A 20,811-nucleotide genomic window follows, 5' to 3' on the forward strand; every position below is an offset into this window, starting at 1 on the left:
CCGGGCGTCTTTGTTTGGCGGGACGGCTGTCCTGCTCAGGCGGCCGGGGCGGCCTCGAGTGCCGCGATGATCGCCGAGAAATCCGAAGCCTTCAGCGAGGCGCCGCCGACCAGTGCGCCGTCGACATTCGAGGTCGCGAAGATTTCGGCCGCGTTGCCGGGCTTGACCGACCCGCCATACAGCAGCCGGATGCCGTCGGCCGTAGCGCCGAAGCGGTCTTTCAGCGCGGCGCGCAGGCTGTCATGGACCTCGGCGATCTGTTCGAGCGTCGGCACCCGGCCGGTGCCGATGGCCCAGACCGGCTCGTAAGCCACGACCAGCGTTTCGGCGGAGACGCCCGCATCGGGCAGCGACCCGGCCAGTTGTGCGCCGACCACGGCCAGCGTCTCGCCCGCGTCGCGCTGGGCTTCGGTCTCGCCGACGCAGACCACCGCCGCAAGACCCGCGGCCAGCGCGGCCTCGGTCTTGGCGCGGATCAGCGCGTCGGTTTCGCCATGATCGGCGCGGCGCTCGGAATGGCCGAGGATCACGTAGCTTGCCCCGGCATCGGCCAGCATCTCGGCCGAGATGTCGCCGGTATGGGCGCCCGAGACCAGCGGATGGCAATCCTGCCCGCCGACCGCGACCTTCGAACCATGGACCGAATCCGCCATCCGGTCGAGCAGCGTGGCAGGGGGGCACAGCAGGATGTCGATTCCGGGAGCGGGATGGGCCGCGGCCAGCGCGACCGCCTCGCCAAGCGCGCCGCTCAGCCCGTTCATCTTCCAGTTTCCGGCCGCCAGCTTCCTGCGCATGCGCTCACTCCCTCGTCGCTGATGATGATTCCGGCCTTCCTAGGCGATTTCCCGGCCGGGCGGAACGGCCCTTTTCCGCGCAAGCGAGGCGCGCCGGACGGCGCGGGGCCGCAACATGCGGAGGAGAGGCGATCAGCCCTCGGCGGCGTCAGTTTCGCGGAACTTGATCGATTCGCCGCAGCCGCAGGCATCGACCACATTGGGGTTGCGGAACTTGAACCCCGATTCCAGCAGCGAGGTCTCGTAGTCGATTTCGGTGCCGAAGAGGAACATCTGCGCCATCGGCGCGATGGCGACCCGGGCGCCGTCCTGCTCGACGATCTCGTCCATCGGATCGAGCTCGGCGACATAGTCCATGGTGTATTCCATGCCCGCGCAGCCGCCCTTCTTGACGCCGATGCGCAGGCCCTGGGCGTTCTGCTGGTCCATCAGGCGCGCGACCTCGGCCGCCGCGGCGGGGGTAAGGCTGACAGCCTGTTTTCCGGGAATGCCGAACATTGGATACCTCGTTTCCTTCGGTGCCAAGCTAGGGCGGGGCGGGCATCCTGCAAGAGCCCGGACCCTGACCGGCAAGGGCAGGCGGCGCGGCCGCGCTACATGAAGCCCAGTTCCAGCCGCGCCTCGTCGGACATCATGTCCATGCCCCAGGGCGGGTCCCAGGTGATGTCGACCTCGACCCGGTTCACGCCCGGCAGCGGCTCGACCGCCTCCTGCAGCCAGCCGGGCATGTCGCCCGCCACCGGACAGCCGGGCGCGGTCAGCGTCATGGTGATGCGCACCACGTTCTCGGGGTCGATGGTGATGGTGTAGATCAGGCCCAGATCGTAGATATTGACCGGGATCTCGGGATCGTAGACGGTACGGCAGGCTTCGACGACCTGTTCGTACAGCGGATGGTCGGTGGTCGAGGGCTCGATGAGCGGCGTGCCTTCAAGCTTTCCCTGCGGCTCGGTCATGACGGCTCCTGTAATTCCTACCAATTATATAAGGAATGGGAAAACCGCCGTCCAGAGGCGGAATGGGGGCGGGGCCTGCGGCGGAGGGATGCGATGTCGTGGATGTCGAGACTGGTCGAGCGGCGGATCCTGCAGGCGCAGGCCCGCGGCCAGTTGCAGGGGCTGGCGGGCGAGGGCGCACCGCTGCCCGACCGGCCGGGCGATGCCTTCGTCGGCGCAGCCGAGGCGGCAGGCTTCCGGATCATGGCCGAGGCGGGCGCTCTGCCGGAAGAAATCTCGCTGAAAAAGCAGGTTCTTGCCTGCAGGACCCGGTTGACGGCGCTGACCGATCCGGCAGAGCGGAAGGCCGCGATGGCCGAACTGGCCGATCTGCAGATGCGCCAGGCCATCGCCGAAGAGGCGCGGCGCCGGTTTCTGTCTTTCTGAGCGGGTCGGGTCAGGCCCACATGTCGCGCATGCGGCGGCGCAGGTCGAGCCGGGGCGCTTCGGTCCCGTCTGCCGGTTCGTCGGGGCCGGGCGGGTCCTGCCAGTAGACCTGCTCGAACTGGCTCAGGATCGAGTCGGGGATGAAGCGGGTCCGCCGGGCATAAAGGTGGCGGTCGCCGAACCGGGCCTGCTGGGTGACATGGAATTTCAGCGGCACTCCCAGGGCGAGGCTGTCTTTCGCGCGGGTCATCGCCACGTATAGAAGCCGCCGTTCCTCCTCGATCTCGGCCTCCGATCCGGTGCCCAGATCGGACGGGATGCAGCCGTCGACCGCATTCAGCACGAAGACCGACCGCCATTCCTGGCCCTTGGCGGAATGGATCGTCGACAGGATCAGATAGTCGTCGTCGCGCAGCGGCACGCCCGCCTCGGCGCTGGTGGCCTCGGGCGGATCGAGGGTCAGGTCGGTCAGGAACCGGGCGCAGTCGGGATAGCCCGCCGCGATCCGTTCAAGCTGTTCCAGATCGGCGCGGCGGCTGTCGGCATCCTCGTAAAGCCGGTCCAGATGCGGGGCATACCAGGCGCGGGCGGCGCCGATCAGGTCCGGCCATCCGGCGGGCGCGGTCATCAGCTCGACCAGCGCGGGCCAGTCGGCGGCGGCCCGGGGCGGAGGGGCCAGACGGCGCAGCGCCTCGGCCGGGGCAGGCGCCGCCTCCAGCGCGTCAAGCACCCGCGCGGCGGTGCCGGGGCCGATCCCGGGCACAAGCTGCAACATCCGAAAGCCCGAGACCCGGTCGCGCGGGTTCTGCCGAAGCCGCAGCACCGAGAGCAGGTCCTTGACATGGGCGGCCGACAGGAACTTGAGCCCGCCGAACTTGACGAAGGGCAGATGGCGGCGGGTCAACTCGATCTCCAGCTCGGCCGAATGGCTCGAGGTGCGGAACAGCACCGCCTGATCCTTCAGCCTCAGCCCGGCCTCGCGCGCGGCCAGGATGCGCCCGGCGACATGGCGGGCCTGGTCGCGGCCGTCGCGAAGGGTGACCAGCTGCGGCTTGCTGCCGCCCGCGCGGTCGGTCCAGAGATCCTTGGCGAAGCGTTCGCGCGCCTGCCCGATCACCGCATTGGCGGCGGCAAGGATCGGCCCGGTCGAGCGGTAGTTGCGGTCGAGCGCGATCACCGTGGCGGGCGGTTCGAAGGCCTTGGAAAAGTCGAGGATGTTGCGCACCGTCGCGGCGCGGAAACCGTAGATCGCCTGGGCGTCGTCGCCGACCACGGTCAGCCCGCGCCCGTCGGGTTTCAGCGCCATCAGGATCCGCGCCTGCAGCCGGTTGGTGTCCTGATATTCGTCGATCAGGACATGGTCCCATTGCCCCCCGGCCCAGCGCGCGAAGCTTTCGTCTTCCATCGCCTGCGCCCAGGCCAGCAGCAGGTCGTCGTAATCCAGCACATTCTGCGCCTGCTTGGCCGCGACATAGGCCCCGAAAAGCCGCTTGAGCTCGTCCTCCCAGGGCAGGCACCAGGCAAAGCGGTCGGCCAGCACCTCGGGCAGCGGGGTGCCCGCATTCACGCAGCGCGAATAGATCGCAAGGCAGGTGCCCTTGGCCGGAAAGCGTTTTTCGGTCGAGGAGAGGCCCAGACCGTGCCGGGCGAGGTTCATCAGATCGGCGCTGTCCTCGCGGTCGTGAATCACGAAATCGGGGTCGAGCCCCAGTCGGCCCGCATTCTCGCGCAAGAGCCGGGCGCCGATGGCATGGAATGTCCCCGACCAGCATAGCGCCCCCGCAGGCCAGGCGCGGTCCGACCCGGCCAGCAGCCGCTCGACCCGGCGGGTCAGCTCCTGCGCGGCCATGCGCGAAAAGCTCATCAGCAGGATCCGGCCCGGATCTGCGCCCCCGGCCAACAGATGAGCCACCCGGTGCGCCAGGGTGCGCGTCTTGCCAGACCCCGCCCCGGCGATGACCAGAAGCGGTCCCGCGCCCTCGGGCCCGTGACTCGCAGCCGCGCGCTGCCGGTCGTTCAGACCGGCGAGATGCCCGCCGTGATCCAGCATGCCCCAGCCCATCGTCTCTTGCCGGGCGAGTCTAGCGCGATTGGAACAATCATGGAACACCGAAAGACGCCGCAGTCCCGTCCAGGCCGGGGAGCCTCTTGAAACCGCCCGAAGTGAGGGCAAGATTCGCTTTTTCGTTTACCAAGCGTCAATTTTGGTCGGCGAAACAGGACCGGATCGGCTTGTGCCTGGATTTGGGGCCGGTCCGGGGACGCGCGCTGAACGATCGGATTAGCGGCCGTTCCGGTGCGGCCGCGGTGGTTGCGTTTCGGCATGGGGCGGGACGGGCGCCACGACAGATATTCGGGCCGGTGCGGGCAGGGCCGCGGTGCCGGCCCCTTCGGGAGACGGCACGATGCGCCTCAGCAAGCTATCCTTGAAAGTCGTCCTGACGCTGGGTACGGGCTTGCTCGTTCTTGTGCTGTGCATCGTCCAGGGGGTGGTGCTTCAGCGCCAGACCGCCGAGGCGATGCGCGAGGCAGCGCAACAGCGCCAGACCACGTCGCTGCGTATCCTGATCGACCAGTTCGACGACAATTTCGGCGGCATCGGGTTCGAAACCGCGCCCGACGGCACGGTCAGCCGGGTGACCTGGGACCGCTTGCCCGAAGTGACGGATAACGCGCTGATCGACCATGTGGGCGGATTGTCGGGCGAAACCGCGACCCTTTTCGCCTGGGATGCGGCCAGCGACGACTTCGTGCGGGTGTCGACCAACATCCAGAAGCCCGACGGAACGCGCGCTGTGGGCACGCAGCTCGGTCAGGACAATCCGGTCAGGGCGGCAGTGATGCAGGGCCAGACCTACAGCGGAGAGGCGATCATCCTCGGTCGGCCGTTCCTGACTGTCTATCAGCCGATCATGGGGTCCGACGGCCAGCCGGTCGGGATTTTCTATGTCGGCATCGACCGCAGCCGGATCGACCATGCGATTGCCGTGCAGCGTCAGACCGGGCTGGCCGTGACCGCGGTGCTGATCACGGTCGCCATGGCGGTGCTGCTGCTGATGCTGCGAATGCTGCTGCGGCCGCTCGGCGATCTTGGCGACGCGTTCGAACGGATGGCGGGCGGCGATCTCGAGACCGAGGTGCCGCATGCGCATCGGCATGACGAGATCGGCGCGATCGCCGACCGGGCCGATGCCTTCCGCATCAAGCTGAAGGCGGCGCACCTGCTCGACGAGGAAGCGCGCCAGCGCCAGAAGGAAGAGGCGCATGTGGTCCAGACCCTGCGCGCCGGGCTGGAGCGGATGGCCTCGGGCGATCTGTCCCACTCGCTGGAAGAGCCGTTCCCGCACAATTACGAAGGGCTGCGGACGGATTTCAACGCCACCATCGATACGCTGAACGACCTGATCGGTATCGTTGCCGAAAACGCGGCCGAGATCCGGACCCGCACCGACGAGATCAGCACCGCCGCGGACGAGCTTTCGCACCGGACCGAGAATCAGGCAGCGACCCTCGAAGAGACCGCCGCGGCGCTGGACCAGATGACCTCGAGTGTGCGGACCGCAGCCGAAGGCGCGGCGGAGGTCGCCGAGGTGGTCAAGCGGGCGCGCAACCATGCCGAGGAAAGCGGCGTGGTGGTGAAGGACGCGGTCGGGGCCATGTCGCGCATCAAAAGATCTTCGGATGGAATCGGCCAGATCATCGGCGTGATCGACGACATTGCCTTCCAGACCAACCTGCTGGCGCTGAACGCAGGCGTCGAGGCGGCGCGCGCGGGCGAGGCCGGCCGCGGCTTTGCCGTCGTGGCGTCCGAAGTGCGGGCGCTGGCACAGCGCTCGTCCGAGGCAGCGCGCGAGATCAAGACGCTGATCTCGACCAGTTCCGACGAGGTCGAATCGGGTGTGGCGCTGGTCAATCGCACCGGCGAGGCGCTGACCGACATCGTCGAGCGTGTCGGCAACATCGCGGGCCTTGTGGCCGATATTGCAAGAGGCGCCGAGGAACAGTCGGTGGGGCTGGGCGAGATCAACGTTGGCGTTTCCGAACTCGACAAGGTCACGCAGCAAAACGCGGCCATGGTCGAAGAGGCCACAGCCGCGTCGACCACGCTGAACTCCGATGCCGCGACCCTGGAACGGCTTGTGGCGCGGTTCGATCTCAAGCGTCGGCCATCCGTCCACGGGACCGCACCCGCGCCGGCGCGCGGCCATCCCACAGCTGTCACCCCCGAACCGGTACCAACGACCGCGCCCTTGCGCCAGGCGGTCAACGAGGGTGGCTGGCAGGATTTCTGAGCGCGCCACCCGGTCCAAACCTCTTTGGAGGGCTTTGCCAAAGACAGTCTTGAAACGCCTCGCGCAGCGGGCGGCGTTCGACATATCGGCCGACCGTTCCTTCGCGTTCTGCAATTCAGGCCAGAGCCAGACCAGCCCGCTGGCCAGTTTCTGACCGAACGGACTTGCCAATACTGCGTCGCCGCGATCGAGGAGATCGGGGGGGCGGATTCCTGAGGACCTGTGGGGTCTCTAGCTGTTCGATCCCTGGGTTTGATGGTGTGGTCCTTTCGAAGGAATGGAGGGATGCCCTGTGGGACAAGTTCGTCACGGAAGCGCCGCGACCACGTACGCGGCCAGAGCAGGGATACAGCGAACGCAAGCGTCGCTCGCGACGCTGAGCCGGGACCTGCGGAGTGGGGAGGATCGGAAAACGATCCGGTGAATCGTTTTCCCGACGACCCCCGAGACGGTTGCGAAGCGGCGCGAACAGCAGACGGTCGATGATCGCAAGACCGGCCCTAAGAAGCCACGTTCGACGGTCCTCACTGAGGCCGAGGAGGCGGCCATCGTCGCGTTTCGGCGCAGCACGCTGCTGCCGCTTGACGACGGCCTCCATGCCCTGCAGCCGTCCATCCCGCATCTGACACGCTCTGCACTGCAGTGCTGCCTGCAGCGCTGAGCCATTGCGGCGCCATTGGTTCAAGCCCGATGGCGAATGCATCTCGCGCCTGCCGGACGTCGAGGGCGACAAGCCGAAGCGGTCGGCGTTCAAACGCTGCCCTGTCGGCCCTCGCCAGCGGGTCTCGAACCGATGGCGACCGCGCAGGCTCGATCCCCATCGACATCGCCGAGGCGCAGACAGCTGAAGGAAAGCCCTTGCCGTTCGCAGGCATCGACCGCACGCGCAAGTTTGCCGTGACCCAGCTCGTCGAGAAAGCGGACGGTAAGACGGCCCGGGAGGTCCTGCAATGCATGCTCGAAGCCGTGCCCTATCAGGTACACACCGTCCTCACCGATCGAGCCATTGGAGCGCCATTGGTTTGAGAGACAATGGCGAGGGGCATTCAGTTCGCCGAGCAGCCCCGGAACCGGAATAACCGGAATACCGCGTCTTCACGGCCGATGCGCTTTGACATGATCTGCGAGGCAAACGGGATCGAGCACCGGCGGACCAACCCCAACCATCCCGGGAGTTCGGAGGATCGGAAAACAGTCCGGGGGGACTGTTTTCCCCGGGCGGCGGACAGGTCGAACGGATGCACCGCGCGATCAGGGAGGGTGAAGCGGATCAGGAGAGGCACCAGTGGCGCGTCTTCCCGCTGAACGTCAAACGTTTCCACTACGACAGCCACGACCAGCTGCGGACGCACCTCGCGGACTTCTTGGCAGCATGGCAGCTTTCAGCTTCGCGCGCCGCCTCAAGGCCATCGACGGGCTCACGCCCTGCGAATACATCTGCAGGCTCCGGACATCAGAGCCGGACAGATTCAGCCTCGACCCGATCCACGAGATGCCGGGACTGAACACCCAGGAAATCGGCCTCGCCGTCGGCCGATGGCGGTTTTGCCGATGACATGAGTCTCTCCGGCCATCCCGGTTCATGGCGCCTGTCTGGAGTCTCCGGCCGCCCGGGTCGTTCCTCGGCGGTCCGAAAAGAGCGTCCGTCGCGGGCGACCGTCGGCCCGGACACCAAAGCGGCGGAAATGATCCCTCCCGAAGCCCGGATCGATCCGAGAATGAACGCTCGCCGCGGTCGCAGGGAGCTTTCATCCCGCGCCAAACAGGCATGGTCCATAAGGCGATCCCGGGTGCCCGGGCGCGCCGCGTTTCCCCTCCCGGCCGCCCGGGTCCGAACGTCCCGTCGCAGTGCCTTCGGATAACGGCCCGACCGGGGCTCGATGGCGCCCAAGCGGTTTCGCCCGTCCAGAACGCCCGGCCAGTTTCGATCCAGGCGCGATGCGGTCGGAGCGGGCTGGCCCTTCCGTCCGGGCTCGGATAAGCACGGGCCTCAAGACGAAGGAGGCGCGCGATGCCCGACACACTGACGCTTTTGGCCATGCTGGTCCTGTTGCTGGCAATCGGCGCGATCGCGGGCGTACTGGCCGGGCTTCTTGGGGTCGGCGGCGGCATCGTCCTGGTGACCGCCTTCTTCTATGCCTTCCACAGCCTTGGCTATGACAGCGCCTATCTGATGCAGATCTGCCTGGCGACCTCTCTGGCCACGATCATCGTGACCTCGACGCGGTCTGTGCTGTCCCATGCCAAGAAGGATGCGGTCGACTGGCAGGTGCTGAAGGGCTGGGCGCCCGGCATCGCGGTTGGCGCGGTGATCGGGGTGCTCGTCGCGGCTTCGCTGCGGTCGGTGGTGCTGCAAGGGATTTTTGGCGGGCTCGCGATGGCGGTCGGGCTTTACATGGCGCTTGGGCGCAGCGACTGGCGGCTAGGCGACACCATGCCGAAGGGCCTCAAGCGGGCGGTTCTGTCCCCGGTCGTGGGCTTCCTGTCGGTGCTGATGGGAATTGGCGGCGGCAGCTTCGGGGTCCCGCTGATGACGCTTCATGGCGCGCCGATCCATCGCGCGGTGGCGACGGCCTCGGGCTTTGGCGTGCTGATCGCGGTGCCCTCGGTTCTTGGGTTCTTCTTCGTCCAGATCCCCGACGGCGCGCGGCCGCCCTTCACGCTGGGCGCGGTCAACATCCCGGCCTTTCTGGTCGTCATCGCGATGACGCTGATCACGACGCCGCTGGGCGTTAGGATGGCCCATGCGATGGACCCCAAGCCGCTGAAACGGGTCTTCGCGATCTTCCTGATCCTCGTCGCGGGCAATATGCTGCGCAAGGCCGCCGGGTTCTGAGCCCCGCGCCGCAAGCGTGGCGAACTCTGCCCGCATGCGCTATGCTGCCCGAAAAGACCGGGGCGATCGGGCAGCTATGATGGCAATTTCATTGGTTTTTCGCGCGCTGGCCGCGCTTTGGCTGGGGGTCGCCGGTCCCGCGGCGGCCGAGCCGCTGTCGGCGCTGGCGCGGCCCGATCTGGCGGCCTCTGCACTTGACGATCTGCCGGGCGGGGGCGTTGCGCTTCGGCTCGATCTCAGCCAGCCGGTGCCCTACCGGGTCTTCACGCTCGAGGCGCCGCCGCGGCTTGTCGTCGATTTCCGCGAGGTCGACTGGCGCGGGATCAGCACCGCCGCGCTGACCGGCAGCGACCGGGTCAGGGCGGCGCGGGCGGGCACGATCCGCCCGGGCTGGTCGCGGCTGGTGCTGGACCTCGCGGCGCCGATGGCGCTGAGCTCGGCCGAGATGCCGCGCGATCCGGTGTCCGGCCGGGCCCGCCTGACGGTGCAGCTTGGCCCGGCCGATCGCGCGCGGGCGGCTGCTCCGGCCGGCCCCCCCGCCCAGACCGCGCTTTGGGGCCTGCCCGCGCCCGAGCCGCTGCCGCCGCCGCCCCGCCGCAACGATGGCAGCCGCCCGCTGCGGGTGGTCATCGACCCCGGCCATGGCGGCATCGATCCGGGGGCCGAGCGCGCCGGGATCAGCGAGGCGAGCCTGATGCTGAGCTTCGGCAAGGAGCTGGCCGAGGCACTGGCCCGGGCCGGGTTCGACCCGGTGCTGACCCGCGCCGAGGATGTCTTCGTGCCGCTGGAAACCCGGATCGACATCGCCCGCGCCGCCCGCGCCGATCTGTTCCTGTCGCTTCATGCCGATGCGCTGGCCGACGGCTATGCCTCGGGCGCGACGGTCTACACCCTGTCGGACACCGCGACCGACACCGCGTCTGCGCAGCTGGCCGAACGCCACGACCGCGACGCGCTGCTGGCCGGGGTCGATCTCAGCGACAAGGATGACGTGATCGCGGGCGTTCTGATGGACCTGGCCCGCACCGATACCCAGCACCGCTCGGAACGGCTGGCCGAGGCCATCGTCGCGGGGCTTGGCGCCCATGTCGGCCAGCTTTACAAGACGCCGCACATGTCGGCGGCGTTTTCGGTGCTGAAGGCGCCCGACATCCCGTCGGTGCTGATCGAGATGGGGTTCCTGTCCTCTCGGAACGACCGCGAGAACCTGACATCGCCCGACTGGCGCGCGCGGGCGGCGGCCGGGATCGTCGAGGCCCTGCGCGCCTGGGCCGAAACCGATGCCGCCGAGGCCGCGCTGTTGCGCCGCTAGGCCGGGAAAGCGAGACCCGATGCCCGCCGTGATCCGATCCGTCCTTCTGGTGCTGATGCTGGCCGCGCTGCCCGTTTCGGCGGCGGCGCAACCGGTCGATCGGGCGGCGGTCGAGCGGCAGTTCCGCGCCTGGCTCGACACCCGGATCTGGCCGCGCGCGCGGGCCGAGGGGGTGTCGCGCACGACCTTCGAGACCGCGTTTTCCGGGGTGCGGCTGGACTGGGATCTGCCCGATCTGGTGCCGCCGGGCCGGACGGCCGCGCCGGGGCCTCAGCGGCAGGCCGAATTCGGCGCGCCCGCGGCCTATTTCGATGAGGGCGGGCTGCGGAGCGCGGCCACCACCGGGCGGCAGATGGCGGTCCGTCAGGCCGGGGCGCTGACGGCTGCCGAACGCGTGACCGGTGTGCCCGGCCGGATCGTGCTGGCGATCTGGAGCCGGGAAAGCGCCTATGGACGCGCGCCGATCCGCCATGACCTCTTTCGCGTCCTCGGCACCAAGGGCTTCATGTCGACCCGCGCCGACTATTTCGCGGACGAACTCGTGGCCGCGCTGAAAATTGCCCAGGCCCGGCCGGTGCCGCTTGAACAGATGAAAAGCAGCTGGGCGGGGGCGATGGGTCAGCCGCAATTCATGCCCTCGTCCTATCTGGCCCATGCCACGGATGGCGATGGCGACGGGCGCGCCGATATCTGGCGCTCGGGCCCCGATACGGTCGCCTCGATCGCGACGTATCTGGCCCGGCATGGCTGGCAGGCCGGGCGCGACTGGGGCTTCGAGGTGCGGGTGCCTGCGTCGGTGTCCTGCACGCTGGAAGGGCCCGACCGGGGCCAAAGCATCGCCGACTGGCAGGCTTTGGGCGTGACCCGCGTGTCGGGCCGCCCCTTCCCCGAGCACGAGCGCCGGGGTGAGGGCTTTCTGATGATGCCCGCCGGGCGGCATGGCCCGGCCTTTCTGGTCACGCCCAATTTCTACGTGCTCAAGGCCTATAACAAGAGCGACCTGTACGCGCTTTACGTGGGCCATCTGGGCGACCGGATCGGCTTTGGCTCGGGCGGTTTTTCCGCGCGCTGGGCGGCCCTGGGCCGGCTGGACCGGGCCGAGATCGCCACGATCCAGCGCGCGCTTGAGGCGCGCGGGCGCGATGTCGGCGGGGTCGACGGGCTGCCGGGGTTCAAGACCCGGCGCGAGATCGGCCGCTGGCAGGAAAGCGCGGGCCGCCCCGCGACCTGCTTTCCCGAGCCGGGGATGGGGGCTGCGCTGGGGCGTTGACGCCTTGGCTGGCGCTTGACAGCGGCGGCCTCGCGCGCTGATCCTTGCATCCGATTTTAGACGGTTTCGAATAGTACGAGGGTTTGGCCATGAGGCATTTTCTGCCTGCGTTTGCCGTGTGTCTGGCCGGGTCGGCCGCGGCGCAGGGCGACGATCCGGGGCGGCTCGATCCCGCCGTGCTCATCGAGAAGTTCAGCATCGCCCGTCCTGAACCCGACGACCGGACGCGGCCCGTCCCGCGGCCCGCGCTTCGGGTGGAACCGGCGCTTGAACGGCGGGCCGAGGACCTGCGGCCGGGGCCGCTGCGCGCGGCCGGGGTGGTCCGCAGCGGCACGGCCGAGGCGGGTTTCGTGGCGGGCGAGCTGATCCTCGTGGCGGATAGCCCGACCGAGGCCAAGGCGGTGGCGGCGCGGATCGGGACCCCGATCGGCGCGCCCTTGCGGCTGACCGCGGGCACGCCCGAGGGCCGCACGCTCAGCGTCCTGCGGGTGCGGCTCGACCCCCGGCGGCCGCCCGATGATGCGGTCTTCGACCGGGTCGAGGCGGCGTCCCCGCACCGGTTCACCCGGGTCTACGAGGTGTCCTCCGAGGCTGCGCGGGACACGCTGACCGCCGCGCTCGACCTGCAGCTGGCGGGCGAGGTCTCGGTCGGGCTGAACTGGATCTTCGAGCCGGTGGCGCTTGACAACGAGATCCTGCTGGAGGGCGTCACCCCCGCCGGCGCGGGCTTCGTCAACCCGTTCGATCTGCCCTATCTCAACGGCGAGGGCGCGGCGCGGATCGGGGTGACCGGCGCCTGGCATCTGCTGAAGGCGGCGGGTCTTCTGGACGATACCGGTCGTGCGACGGCCGCCAGCCGGATTCCGCTCGCGGTGATCGATCAGGGGTTTCACGACGCGCTCGATCTTTCGATGCCGGATCCGCGGGGCGCCGCGGCGGGCAGGCCCGGCGGCCGGGCCTGCGCGGGGGGCGCGGCCTGTCCCTGGCATGGCTCGCATGTGGCCGAGATCATGGCGGCGCCGATCGGCAACATGCGCGCCGTGGCCGGTCCGGCAGGGCCGGTGGCGGGCCCGGTCGAGCTGCAGACCCTCGACGGGTTCGAAAGCTGGTCCCTTCTGGCCTGGATCGCGGACAGGACCGCGCCCGGTGCTGCGGCCGTGCCCCGCGTGGTGAACATGAGCTTTGCCGCCACCGTGCCCGATCTCTGGGCCTGGTCGACGGTGGCGCTCGATCTGGGGATCGCGGCGCTCGACCGGGCCGGGACGCTGGTGGTCGCCGCCGCCGGGAACGACCGGGCCGATATCGACGCGGTGCGCTGTGTCGAGGGCGGGGCGGGCGCGTGCCATGAAACCGCCCGGCGCGTTCCTTGCGAACTGACGGGTGTGGTCTGCGTCGGCGCGCTGGGCCAGGACGATGTGCGGATCGCCGGGTTCTCGGCTGCGGGCGCTTTGCCCGGCACGCCGGGGCAGGACGGCGACAGCATCGACATCTACGCGCCCGGGGTGGCGATCCTGGCCGGGGCCGATCCGGGCGCGGGCACGTCGCCGCCCGCGCAGGGCTGGACGCAGGCGGTTTCGGGCAGTTCCGTCGCGGCGCCGCTGGTGGCGGGGGTGGCCGCGCTGATCGCGGCGGCCGATCCGGGGCTGGGCGCGGATGCGCTGCGCGGCCTTCTGCTGAAGGGCGCCTGGTCCGGGGCCACCGACCTGCCGCCCGGGCAGGCGCCCGATCCGCGGCTCGGCCGGTTCCTGAACGCCGAGCGTCCGGTCCGGCAGGCGCTGGCCGCGCGCTTTTCGGGAACCGATTTCCCGCCGCTGGTCGAGATCGTGCGCCCGCGCCCGGGTCTTGACATGCCCGCGGTGCAGATGGGCAGCAGGCTGGACGTCGAGGCCCGCGCCGTCGATGTCGAGGAGGGCATCGGCTGCTGTGCGCCGCGCTGGACGGTCGACGGGCTGGCGCGGTCCGACCTGAGCGGCCCCCGGGTCGGGATCGTGCTGGAGCAAAACCGCACCTACGAAATCGGCGTTACCGTCACCGATGGCGCGGGCCAGACCGCCAGCGACACGATGGCCGTGCGCGCCCGTCCCTGAGCGGCGGGGCGGGGGCCCGACCTCCCGCCGATGTGACCTCGGGGACCGGCCGCGCGGCGCCGATCCGGGGCTCTTGCTTTTGACCCGCCCGGTCCGAAGCCCTATAGAGAGCGGATAACGGCACAGAGGCACGCGCGGGTGATCCGGTTCTTCCTGTCCCTTATCGGGGCGCTCTTTTCTTTCGCGACGCTGGGCGTCGCGGCCGCCGTCCTGATGATCGGCGCCGTCTTCTGGATGTATGCGCGCGATCTGCCCGATCACGAGGATCTGGCCAGCTACCAGCCCAAGACCATCAGCCGGATCTATTCGGGCGAGGGGCGGCTGATCGACGAATTCGCGGAAGAGCGCCGGCTGTTCGTGCCCGCCGAGGAAATTCCCGATCTGGTCAAGGCGGCCTTCATCTCGGCCGAGGACAAGAACTTCTATACCCATCACGGCTATGACGCGCGCGGCATGGCGGCGGCGTTGTTCGATGCCGTGAAAAGCCGGGGCCGGAACGTGCGGGGCGCCTCGACCATCACCCAGCAGGTGATGAAGAACTTCCTTCTGGGCGGCGAACGGACCGGGGAACGCAAGATCAAGGAGCTGATCCTTGCCACCCGCATCGAAGAGACGCTGTCGAAGGACAAGATCCTCGAGCTGTATCTCAACGAGATTTTTCTCGGACAGAACTCCTATGGCGTGGCGGCCGCGGCGCAGACCTATTTCGACAAGACGCTGAGCGAGCTGAAACCCGAAGAGGCCGCCTATCTGGCGGCGCTGCCCAAGGCGCCCTCGAACTATCATCCGGTGCGCAACCAGGACGCCGCGGTGGCCCGGCGCGACTACGTGCTGCACGAGATGCACGATAACGGCTATCTCGACGACGCCACCTATGAGGCGGCTCGGGCCGCGCCGCTTATGACGGTGCAGAACGGTGACTATCCGCCCTTCAGTTCCAGCCTGCCGCCGCGCGACTATTTCACCGACGAGATCCGGCGCCAGCTGAGCCAGGATTTCGGTCAGGAGGAATTCTTTGGCGGCGGTCTTACGATCCGCGCGACGCTCGACCCCGAATTGCAGGACGAGGCGGCGCAGGCGCTGCGCCGGGGGCTTGAGAAATACGACCGCGATCGTGGCGTCTGGCGCGGCACCGGCAAGGCCATCGACCCGGCCGAGCTCGATACCGAAGAGCACTGGCGCGCCGCGCTGGCGGCGACCGTTGTGCCGCGCGACATCCGGCTTGACGGGCCGTGGCATCCGGCGGTGGTGCTGAAGATCGAGGACCAGCAGATGCGGCTGGGGATCGAGGGCGTCGAGGCGACCGAGGCCGAGCCCCAGGTGGTGCCGCGCAAGGATATCGGCTGGCTGCGCGGCGATTTCCGCGCCAATTTCAAGGTCGGCGATGTGGTGCTGGTGCGGCGCATGACCGGCGACAATGGCGGCTTTATCCGCTGGACGCTGCGCCAGGTGCCCGAGATCCAGGGCGGCTTCGTCGCGATGGACGTCAATACCGGCCGGGTGCTGGCGATGCAGGGCGGGTTCTCGTACCAGGCCTCGGTGTTCAACCGCGCGACCCAGGCGACGCGCCAGCCTGGTTCCTCCTTCAAGCCCTTCGTCTATGCCGCCGCGCTCGACAGCGGGTTCACGCCCGCGACGATCATCATCGACGCGCCGATCGAGGTCGATACCGGCGGTGGCACGATCTGGCGGCCCAAGAACTCTTCGAACAAGTTCTACGGTCCGACGCCGCTGCGCACCGGGATCGAGCAGTCGCGAAACCTGATGACGGTGCGGCTGGCACGCGAGGTCGGGATGGACACCGTCGCCCGCTATGCCGAGAAATTCGGGGTCTATGACCGGCTCGAACCCTATCTGGCCAATGCGCTGGGCAGCCAGGAGACCACGCTGTACCGGATGGTGGCGGCCTATGCGATGTTCGCCAATGGCGGCGAACGGGTCGAGCCCACGCTGGTCGACCGGGTGCAGGACCGTCAGGGCCGCACCATCTACCGCCATGACGACCGGGTCTGCACCGATTGCGGCACCCTGTCGATCCCCGAGGGGCAGGGGCCGACCGTGGTCTCGGACCGCGAGCGGGTGATGAACGCGATCACCGCCTATCAGCTGACCTCGATGATGCGGGGCGTGGTCGAGAGGGGCACGGCGGCGGGGCGCGTCAATCTGGGCGTGCCGACGGCCGGCAAGACCGGCACCACCAATGACGCGCGCGATGTCTGGTTCCTGGGCTTCACCTCGAACATCGTGGCGGGCTGTTACATGGGCTTTGACCGGCCGCGCAGTCTGGGGGGCGGCGCCTTTGGCGGATCCATGTGCGCGCCGGTCTTCAACGAGTTCATGAAGGTCGCCACCGCCAAATATGGCGGCGGGCCGTTCAAGGTGCCGCCGGGCGGGCAGTTCATCAAGATCGACCGCTATTCCGGCGAGCGCCTGGCAGATGACGCGTCGGGCGAGAATGTGGTGGCCGAGTACTTCCGTGCGGGCGAAGAGCCGATCTTCGGCATCGGGGCCATGATCGACGGAGGCTTCGCCATGGGCTCGAACCTGCCGCTTTTCGGCCGGGGCGAGCAGGACACCGGCGAAGACGTCCCCTCGGAAGAGGTCACCACCTCGACCGGGCGCAAGGCGGTGGTGGGGCCGAAGGCCAGTTTCGGAACGCTGTCCTCGGGCGGGCTTTACTGACGAAACGGCGGGCGGTCGGGGGCCGCTTTCCGGTCTCGCCCGCTTGCCCGTCCCGGCCCCTCGGGATATGACCCCCACCTGACACATTATCAGCGAGGCTTCGCCCGATGCGTGCAGAGGCGCAGAATACCGTCGAGGACATCCGCAGGTCGCTGGGGCTTCTGGCCCAGCGTCTGGACTGGGAGACCGCCCAGCACCGGCTGGAAGAATTCAATGCCATGGCCGAGGACCCCGAGCTGTGGAACGACCCCGACCGGGCGCAGAAGCTGATGCGCGAGCGGCAGGCGCTGGTCGATGCCATCGACACCTACAAGGGCATCCGCCAGGAGCTTGAGGACAATGTCGAGCTGATCGAGCTGGGCGAGGCCGAGGGCGACCAGGAGGTCGTCAAGGAGGCCGAGGCGGCGCTGAAGGCGCTGCGCGAGAAGGCCGAGGCGAAAGAGCTTGAGGCGCTGCTGGACGGCGAGGCCGATGCCAACGACACCTTCCTCGAGATCAACTCGGGCGCGGGCGGGACCGAAAGCTGCGACTGGGCCTCGATGCTGGCGCGGATGTATGTCCGCTGGGCCGAGAAGCATGGCTATGACGTCGAACTGCAGTCGGAAAGCGCGGGCGAGGAGGCGGGCATCAAGTCCGCCACCTACAAGATCACCGGCCGCAATGCCTATGGCTGGCTGAAATCGGAATCGGGCGTGCACCGCCTGGTGCGGATTTCGCCCTACGATTCGGCGGCGCGGCGGCATACCTCGTTCTCGTCGGTCTGGGTCTATCCGGTGGTCGATGACAATATCGAGATCGAGGTCAGCCCGAACGACATCCGCATCGACACCTACCGGTCCTCGGGCGCCGGCGGACAGCACGTGAACACGACCGACTCGGCGGTGCGGATCACCCACATGCCGACCGGCATCGTCGTGACCAGTTCGGAAAAATCCCAGCACCAGAACCGCGACATTGCCATGAAGGCCCTGAAATCGCGCCTGTACCAGCTTGAACTCGACAAGCGCAACGCCGAGATCAACGCCCAGCACGAGGCCAAGGGCGATGCGGGCTGGGGCAACCAGATCCGGTCTTACGTGCTGCAGCCCTATCAGATGGTGAAGGACCTGCGCACCGGGGTCGAGACCTCGGACACGCAAGGGGTGCTGGACGGCGATCTGGACCAGTTCATGGCCGCCACGCTGGCGTTGAAAGTGTCGGGCAAGACCCGGGCCGAGGCCCAGGCCGAGGACTGACCGAAGACTGACTGTCGAATGCCGCGCATTTCCGACACCGCCCGGCGAATTTTCTGAATCCTGCCGCTGGGCCGTGCCTGGCAACTGCGACCCAAGTAAGTGTCAGGCAATTCCGACCCAGACCAGACCGTCGCGGCGATCCCCGTGGCGGTCAGCAATGCGGGACAAAGCGGACGTGCCGGGAGATTGGCAGGTTAAGCCGGAAACTCGTCGAACCGACTAAGGGACGCCAAGTCGTCGTCCCAATCCGCGCGAACGGAGAAGCAGATATGCGCGTCGGGCCGCCTGCCGAGCGCGCCATCAAGCGACCCTGCTGGCACGACCAGCACACCGTCGTCCGGTTGAGAAAACGGCAGCGCGGAGCCACAGATCGTGCAAAAGCACTTTACGTGTCTCGACCCGGAAAGCCGGAAGGTCCTGATATTTGCCTCTCCCGACAACCAGGTGATCTTCGCCGTCGACGAAAACAGGTTTGCCGAATGGGCCGAGCCGCTATCCTTGCGACAGCGCGTGCAGTGGCAGAGGAAGAAGCTCTCGAACTCTCCCGATATGCGAAATGTCACAGCGCCGCACAGACACTGTCCAGTCGCCAGACTGTCCACTCGAAATCCCTTCGACACGCAACCGCGACGCCGCCTTCGGATGTGAAGTTTGCGGCCCTCCCAATCAGTATCCACGCCTGGAACCAGGGTCAACGTGGGGCTCGTTCCTAGCGTTCGCTGCATTTTTCACGAATGACAGCTTGTCCCATGTCTGTCCTTCATGCGGAGCGCCGTGAACCGGGTCGGAGAAGCGACACAAAAGTGGGTTTTGCTTTGCTGCTTACACTGACCGGAGACTGACAGAGGGCGGGGCGCCCTCTGCGTTCAGCCGCGTTTCCGGCGCGGAAGACCTGCTTCGGCGTCGGGGCTGATCCGGCCGCGGCGCGCGGGCAGCTCGGCCATGATCCGGCGGCGCTCGGCGGGGCTCATGCTGCCCCACCTGCCGATTTCGTCCATGCTGCGCAGGCAGCCGATGCAAAGACGGCTGTCCGGGTCGACGCGGCAGGTGCGGATGCAGGGCGTCGCGATCGGGGCGTCGGCGTCGGTCATGGCGCGGCAGTCAGGTTCCGTAATCTGTCCAGCAGTCCCTGAAGGATATATCCCGCGGCCACATGGTCAATGACCTCGGCCCGGCGCCGGCGCGAGGTGTCGGCCTCAAGCAGCGCGCGTTCGGCCGCGACGGTCGACAACCGTTCGTCCCAGAAGCCGATGGGCAGGTCCGTAATCCGCGACAGGTTGCGCGCGAAGGCGCGGGTCGACTGGCAGCGCGCGCCCTCGGTCCCGTCCATGTTGCGCGGCAGGCCCAGCACGATCCCGCCCACGCTACGGCCCTGGGCGATGTCCAGCACCCGCCCGGCATCGAGGGTGAACTTCTTGCGCCGGATCGTCTCGAGCGGGCTCGCCACGGTCCAGAACGGGTCCGATACCGCGACGCCGATGGTCTTTTCGCCGAAATCGAGCCCGATCAGCGCGGCGGGCCGGGGCAGCGCCGCCGCGAACTCCTCGGGGGAGTCATGCACGCTCACTCGGCCACCCCCGCCGATTGCGCGGCTTGCCGGATGGTGGCCAGCGCGTCGGGCTGGGCGGCGAAGGTCTGCTGTGCCTCGGCCCAGATCGCGCCCGCCTGCTCGCGGTCGCCCAGCACGCCGAGCGCGCCGATCAGACGCGCCCATTCCTCGGGGCTGCCGCCCTGATCCGCGAGCCGCGCCGACAGTCGGGCGACCATGCCGCGGATCATCTCCTGCCGGGCCTCTGGGGTCATGTCTTCGGCCGCGGCCATGTCCTCGGCGCTGGGGCCGGGCGCGCCTCCGGCGGCGGGCATGGGCGGCAACTGATAGCGTTCGTCGCCCGCATACCAGGCGAGGTTCGGCATCTGCTCGCGCACGATGGGAAGCCACGGGTCGTCGGCCTTGGACACGTTCAGAAGCTCGCGCCAGACCCGGAAGGCTATGTCGGGCCGCCCGGTCTGGATATGCATGAGCCCCCAGTAGTACAGCGCCGTGCCGTTCTGCGGATTGCGGTTCAGCGCCTGTTCCAGCGCGGCCTCGGCTTCGGGCGAGACATAGCCCGAACTGGCCAGCACCATCATGTCGGCCTGGGTCGCATAGTCGTTGGCGGTGGCCTGGGCGCCTTTCAGCGCGATCACCTTCGCCTGGGCCTCGTAGGCCGCCTTGAAGTTGCCCAGCGCCGCCTCGTTATGGGCCAGCAGGTCCAGCCCCTGCAGATCGTCGCCGCGCTCGGCCACCACCTGGCGGAGCTTTTCGACCAGTTTCAGATGTTCGGCATCGGGGGTGGGCAGGCCGGGCATCGGCGGCGCCTTGGCCTCGGCCTCGGCCTGACGCATCCGGGTTTCGCGGTAGTCGGCGGCCTCGGCCTTGCGCAGATCGAGCGGCTGGTCGGCATAGCCCGGCATGCCATTATAGCTGTAGGTGATCCAGGCGCCGCCCAGCAGAAAGGCCAGCACCGCGATGCCTGCCACGAGGCTCAGCGCCTTCGGGGCCTGGCCGGTCGCGACCTGACGCGCGAGCTTGCGGTCGGCCTCCAGCACCCGGCGCGACACCTCGGTCCGGATGCGGTCGGCCTCGTCCTCGGCGATCACGCCGCGCGCGAGGTCGCGCTCGACCTCGTCGAGCTGTTCGCGATAGACGCGCAGGTCGTAGGCGGCGGCCGGTTCGTCGCCGCGGCGGCCCCGGATCAGCGTCAGCGTCAGAACCGCGGCGATCACGGCGGCCATGCCGATGGCGACGACGATAAAGGTCATGGGATAGGGGCCCCCTCTCTGCCTGCCCCAGCCGATCTAGTATGCTTGGCCCGGTTTCGAAAGACCAAAGCGGTCCGACCCCTTGCTGTCGGCGCCGGTGTCGCGTTCTTTTGATGGCA

At 68.4% G+C, this 20,811-nt stretch carries 16 protein-coding genes and 1 pseudogene; 9 read left to right on the forward strand and 8 right to left on the reverse strand.

The annotated features are described in order from the left end of the window. Nucleotides 1-35: 35 nt before the first annotated feature. From tpiA to DSD19_RS03925, 3 genes are all read right to left on the reverse strand, one after another. On the reverse strand, nucleotides 36-794 hold the full coding sequence (gene tpiA, locus DSD19_RS03915; protein ID WP_075785757.1) for a triose-phosphate isomerase: 759 nt from the start codon (nucleotides 792-794) through the stop codon (nucleotides 36-38). A gap of 132 nt (nucleotides 795-926) precedes the next feature. Further along, nucleotides 927-1,292: an iron-sulfur cluster assembly accessory protein gene (locus tag DSD19_RS03920; RefSeq protein ID WP_113668591.1), complete on the reverse strand. Its 366-nt coding sequence runs from the start codon at nucleotides 1,290-1,292 to the stop codon at nucleotides 927-929. Between the two features lie 95 nt (nucleotides 1,293-1,387). Next, entirely contained in the window at nucleotides 1,388-1,750 is a 363-nt protein-coding gene (locus DSD19_RS03925; RefSeq protein WP_075785759.1) for an SUF system Fe-S cluster assembly protein, read from the reverse strand. 93 nt (nucleotides 1,751-1,843) lie between these two features. Between DSD19_RS03925 and DSD19_RS03930 the strand changes: the two genes are divergently transcribed. Then, nucleotides 1,844-2,176, forward strand: a complete 333-nt coding sequence (locus tag DSD19_RS03930; protein ID WP_075785760.1) for a DUF1992 domain-containing protein — start codon at nucleotides 1,844-1,846, stop codon at nucleotides 2,174-2,176. A gap of 10 nt (nucleotides 2,177-2,186) precedes the next feature. On the opposite strand, the gene DSD19_RS03935 is transcribed toward DSD19_RS03930, so the two are convergent. After that, the gene (locus DSD19_RS03935; protein WP_243627659.1) at nucleotides 2,187-4,238 is read right to left on the reverse strand and encodes an ATP-dependent helicase; all 2,052 of its coding nucleotides are present in this window, start codon (nucleotides 4,236-4,238) and stop codon (nucleotides 2,187-2,189) included. 343 nt (nucleotides 4,239-4,581) lie between these two features. On the opposite strand from DSD19_RS03935, the gene DSD19_RS03940 reads away from it, so the two are divergent. The 8 genes and pseudogenes from DSD19_RS03940 to prfB all read left to right on the forward strand — a co-directional run bounded on the left by DSD19_RS03940 (nucleotide 4,582) and on the right by prfB (nucleotide 17,890). Further along, the gene (locus DSD19_RS03940; protein ID WP_113668592.1) at nucleotides 4,582-6,468 is read left to right on the forward strand and encodes a methyl-accepting chemotaxis protein; all 1,887 of its coding nucleotides are present in this window, start codon (nucleotides 4,582-4,584) and stop codon (nucleotides 6,466-6,468) included. A gap of 277 nt (nucleotides 6,469-6,745) precedes the next feature. Beyond that, nucleotides 6,746-8,023: pseudogene (locus DSD19_RS03945) on the forward strand (IS481 family transposase). A gap of 456 nt (nucleotides 8,024-8,479) precedes the next feature. Beyond that, entirely contained in the window at nucleotides 8,480-9,304 is an 825-nt protein-coding gene (locus DSD19_RS03950; RefSeq protein WP_113668593.1) for a sulfite exporter TauE/SafE family protein, read from the forward strand. A 79-nt stretch (nucleotides 9,305-9,383) separates the two neighbouring features. Continuing rightward, nucleotides 9,384-10,616 carry an N-acetylmuramoyl-L-alanine amidase gene (locus DSD19_RS03955; protein WP_113668772.1) on the forward strand — a complete coding sequence of 411 codons (1,233 nt, stop codon included), beginning with the start codon at nucleotides 9,384-9,386 and terminating at the stop codon, nucleotides 10,614-10,616. A 55-nt stretch (nucleotides 10,617-10,671) separates the two neighbouring features. Further along, nucleotides 10,672-11,886: a lytic murein transglycosylase gene (locus DSD19_RS03960; protein ID WP_371412528.1), complete on the forward strand. Its 1,215-nt coding sequence runs from the start codon at nucleotides 10,672-10,674 to the stop codon at nucleotides 11,884-11,886. Nucleotides 11,887-11,975: 89 nt separating this feature from the next. Beyond that, nucleotides 11,976-13,973 (forward strand): S8 family serine peptidase, encoded by a 1,998-nt coding sequence (locus DSD19_RS03965; RefSeq protein ID WP_113668595.1) that lies wholly within the window; start codon nucleotides 11,976-11,978, stop codon nucleotides 13,971-13,973. Nucleotides 13,974-14,111: 138 nt separating this feature from the next. Further along, nucleotides 14,112-16,655, forward strand: coding sequence for a penicillin-binding protein 1A (locus DSD19_RS03970; protein ID WP_113668596.1), 2,544 nt, complete (start codon nucleotides 14,112-14,114; stop codon nucleotides 16,653-16,655). A gap of 107 nt (nucleotides 16,656-16,762) precedes the next feature. Further along, nucleotides 16,763-17,890 carry a peptide chain release factor 2 gene (gene prfB / locus DSD19_RS03975; protein ID WP_075785786.1) on the forward strand — a complete coding sequence of 376 codons (1,128 nt, stop codon included), beginning with the start codon at nucleotides 16,763-16,765 and terminating at the stop codon, nucleotides 17,888-17,890. 194 nt (nucleotides 17,891-18,084) lie between these two features. Here the strand turns inward: prfB and DSD19_RS22690 are convergent, their stop codons facing one another. From DSD19_RS22690 to ccmI, 4 genes are all read right to left on the reverse strand, one after another. Further along, nucleotides 18,085-18,615 carry a GFA family protein gene (locus DSD19_RS22690; RefSeq protein ID WP_113668597.1) on the reverse strand — a complete coding sequence of 177 codons (531 nt, stop codon included), beginning with the start codon at nucleotides 18,613-18,615 and terminating at the stop codon, nucleotides 18,085-18,087. 141 nt (nucleotides 18,616-18,756) lie between these two features. Then, nucleotides 18,757-18,981 (reverse strand): DUF1289 domain-containing protein, encoded by a 225-nt coding sequence (locus DSD19_RS03985; protein WP_113668598.1) that lies wholly within the window; start codon nucleotides 18,979-18,981, stop codon nucleotides 18,757-18,759. Further along, entirely contained in the window at nucleotides 18,978-19,451 is a 474-nt protein-coding gene (gene ruvX, locus DSD19_RS03990) for a Holliday junction resolvase RuvX (RefSeq protein ID WP_113668599.1), read from the reverse strand. The genes DSD19_RS03985 and ruvX overlap by 4 nt, the downstream gene beginning before the upstream one ends. 2 nt (nucleotides 19,452-19,453) lie before the next feature. Continuing rightward, a complete protein-coding gene (ccmI, locus tag DSD19_RS03995; RefSeq protein WP_113668600.1) occupies nucleotides 19,454-20,692 on the reverse strand; it encodes a c-type cytochrome biogenesis protein CcmI in 1,239 nt (412 codons plus the stop codon). Nucleotides 20,693-20,811 lie beyond the last annotated feature (119 nt).

It is taken from the genome of Rhodovulum sp. BSW8 (assembly GCF_003314725.1).
Lineage (GTDB): Bacteria > Pseudomonadota > Alphaproteobacteria > Rhodobacterales > Rhodobacteraceae > Rhodovulum > Rhodovulum visakhapatnamense.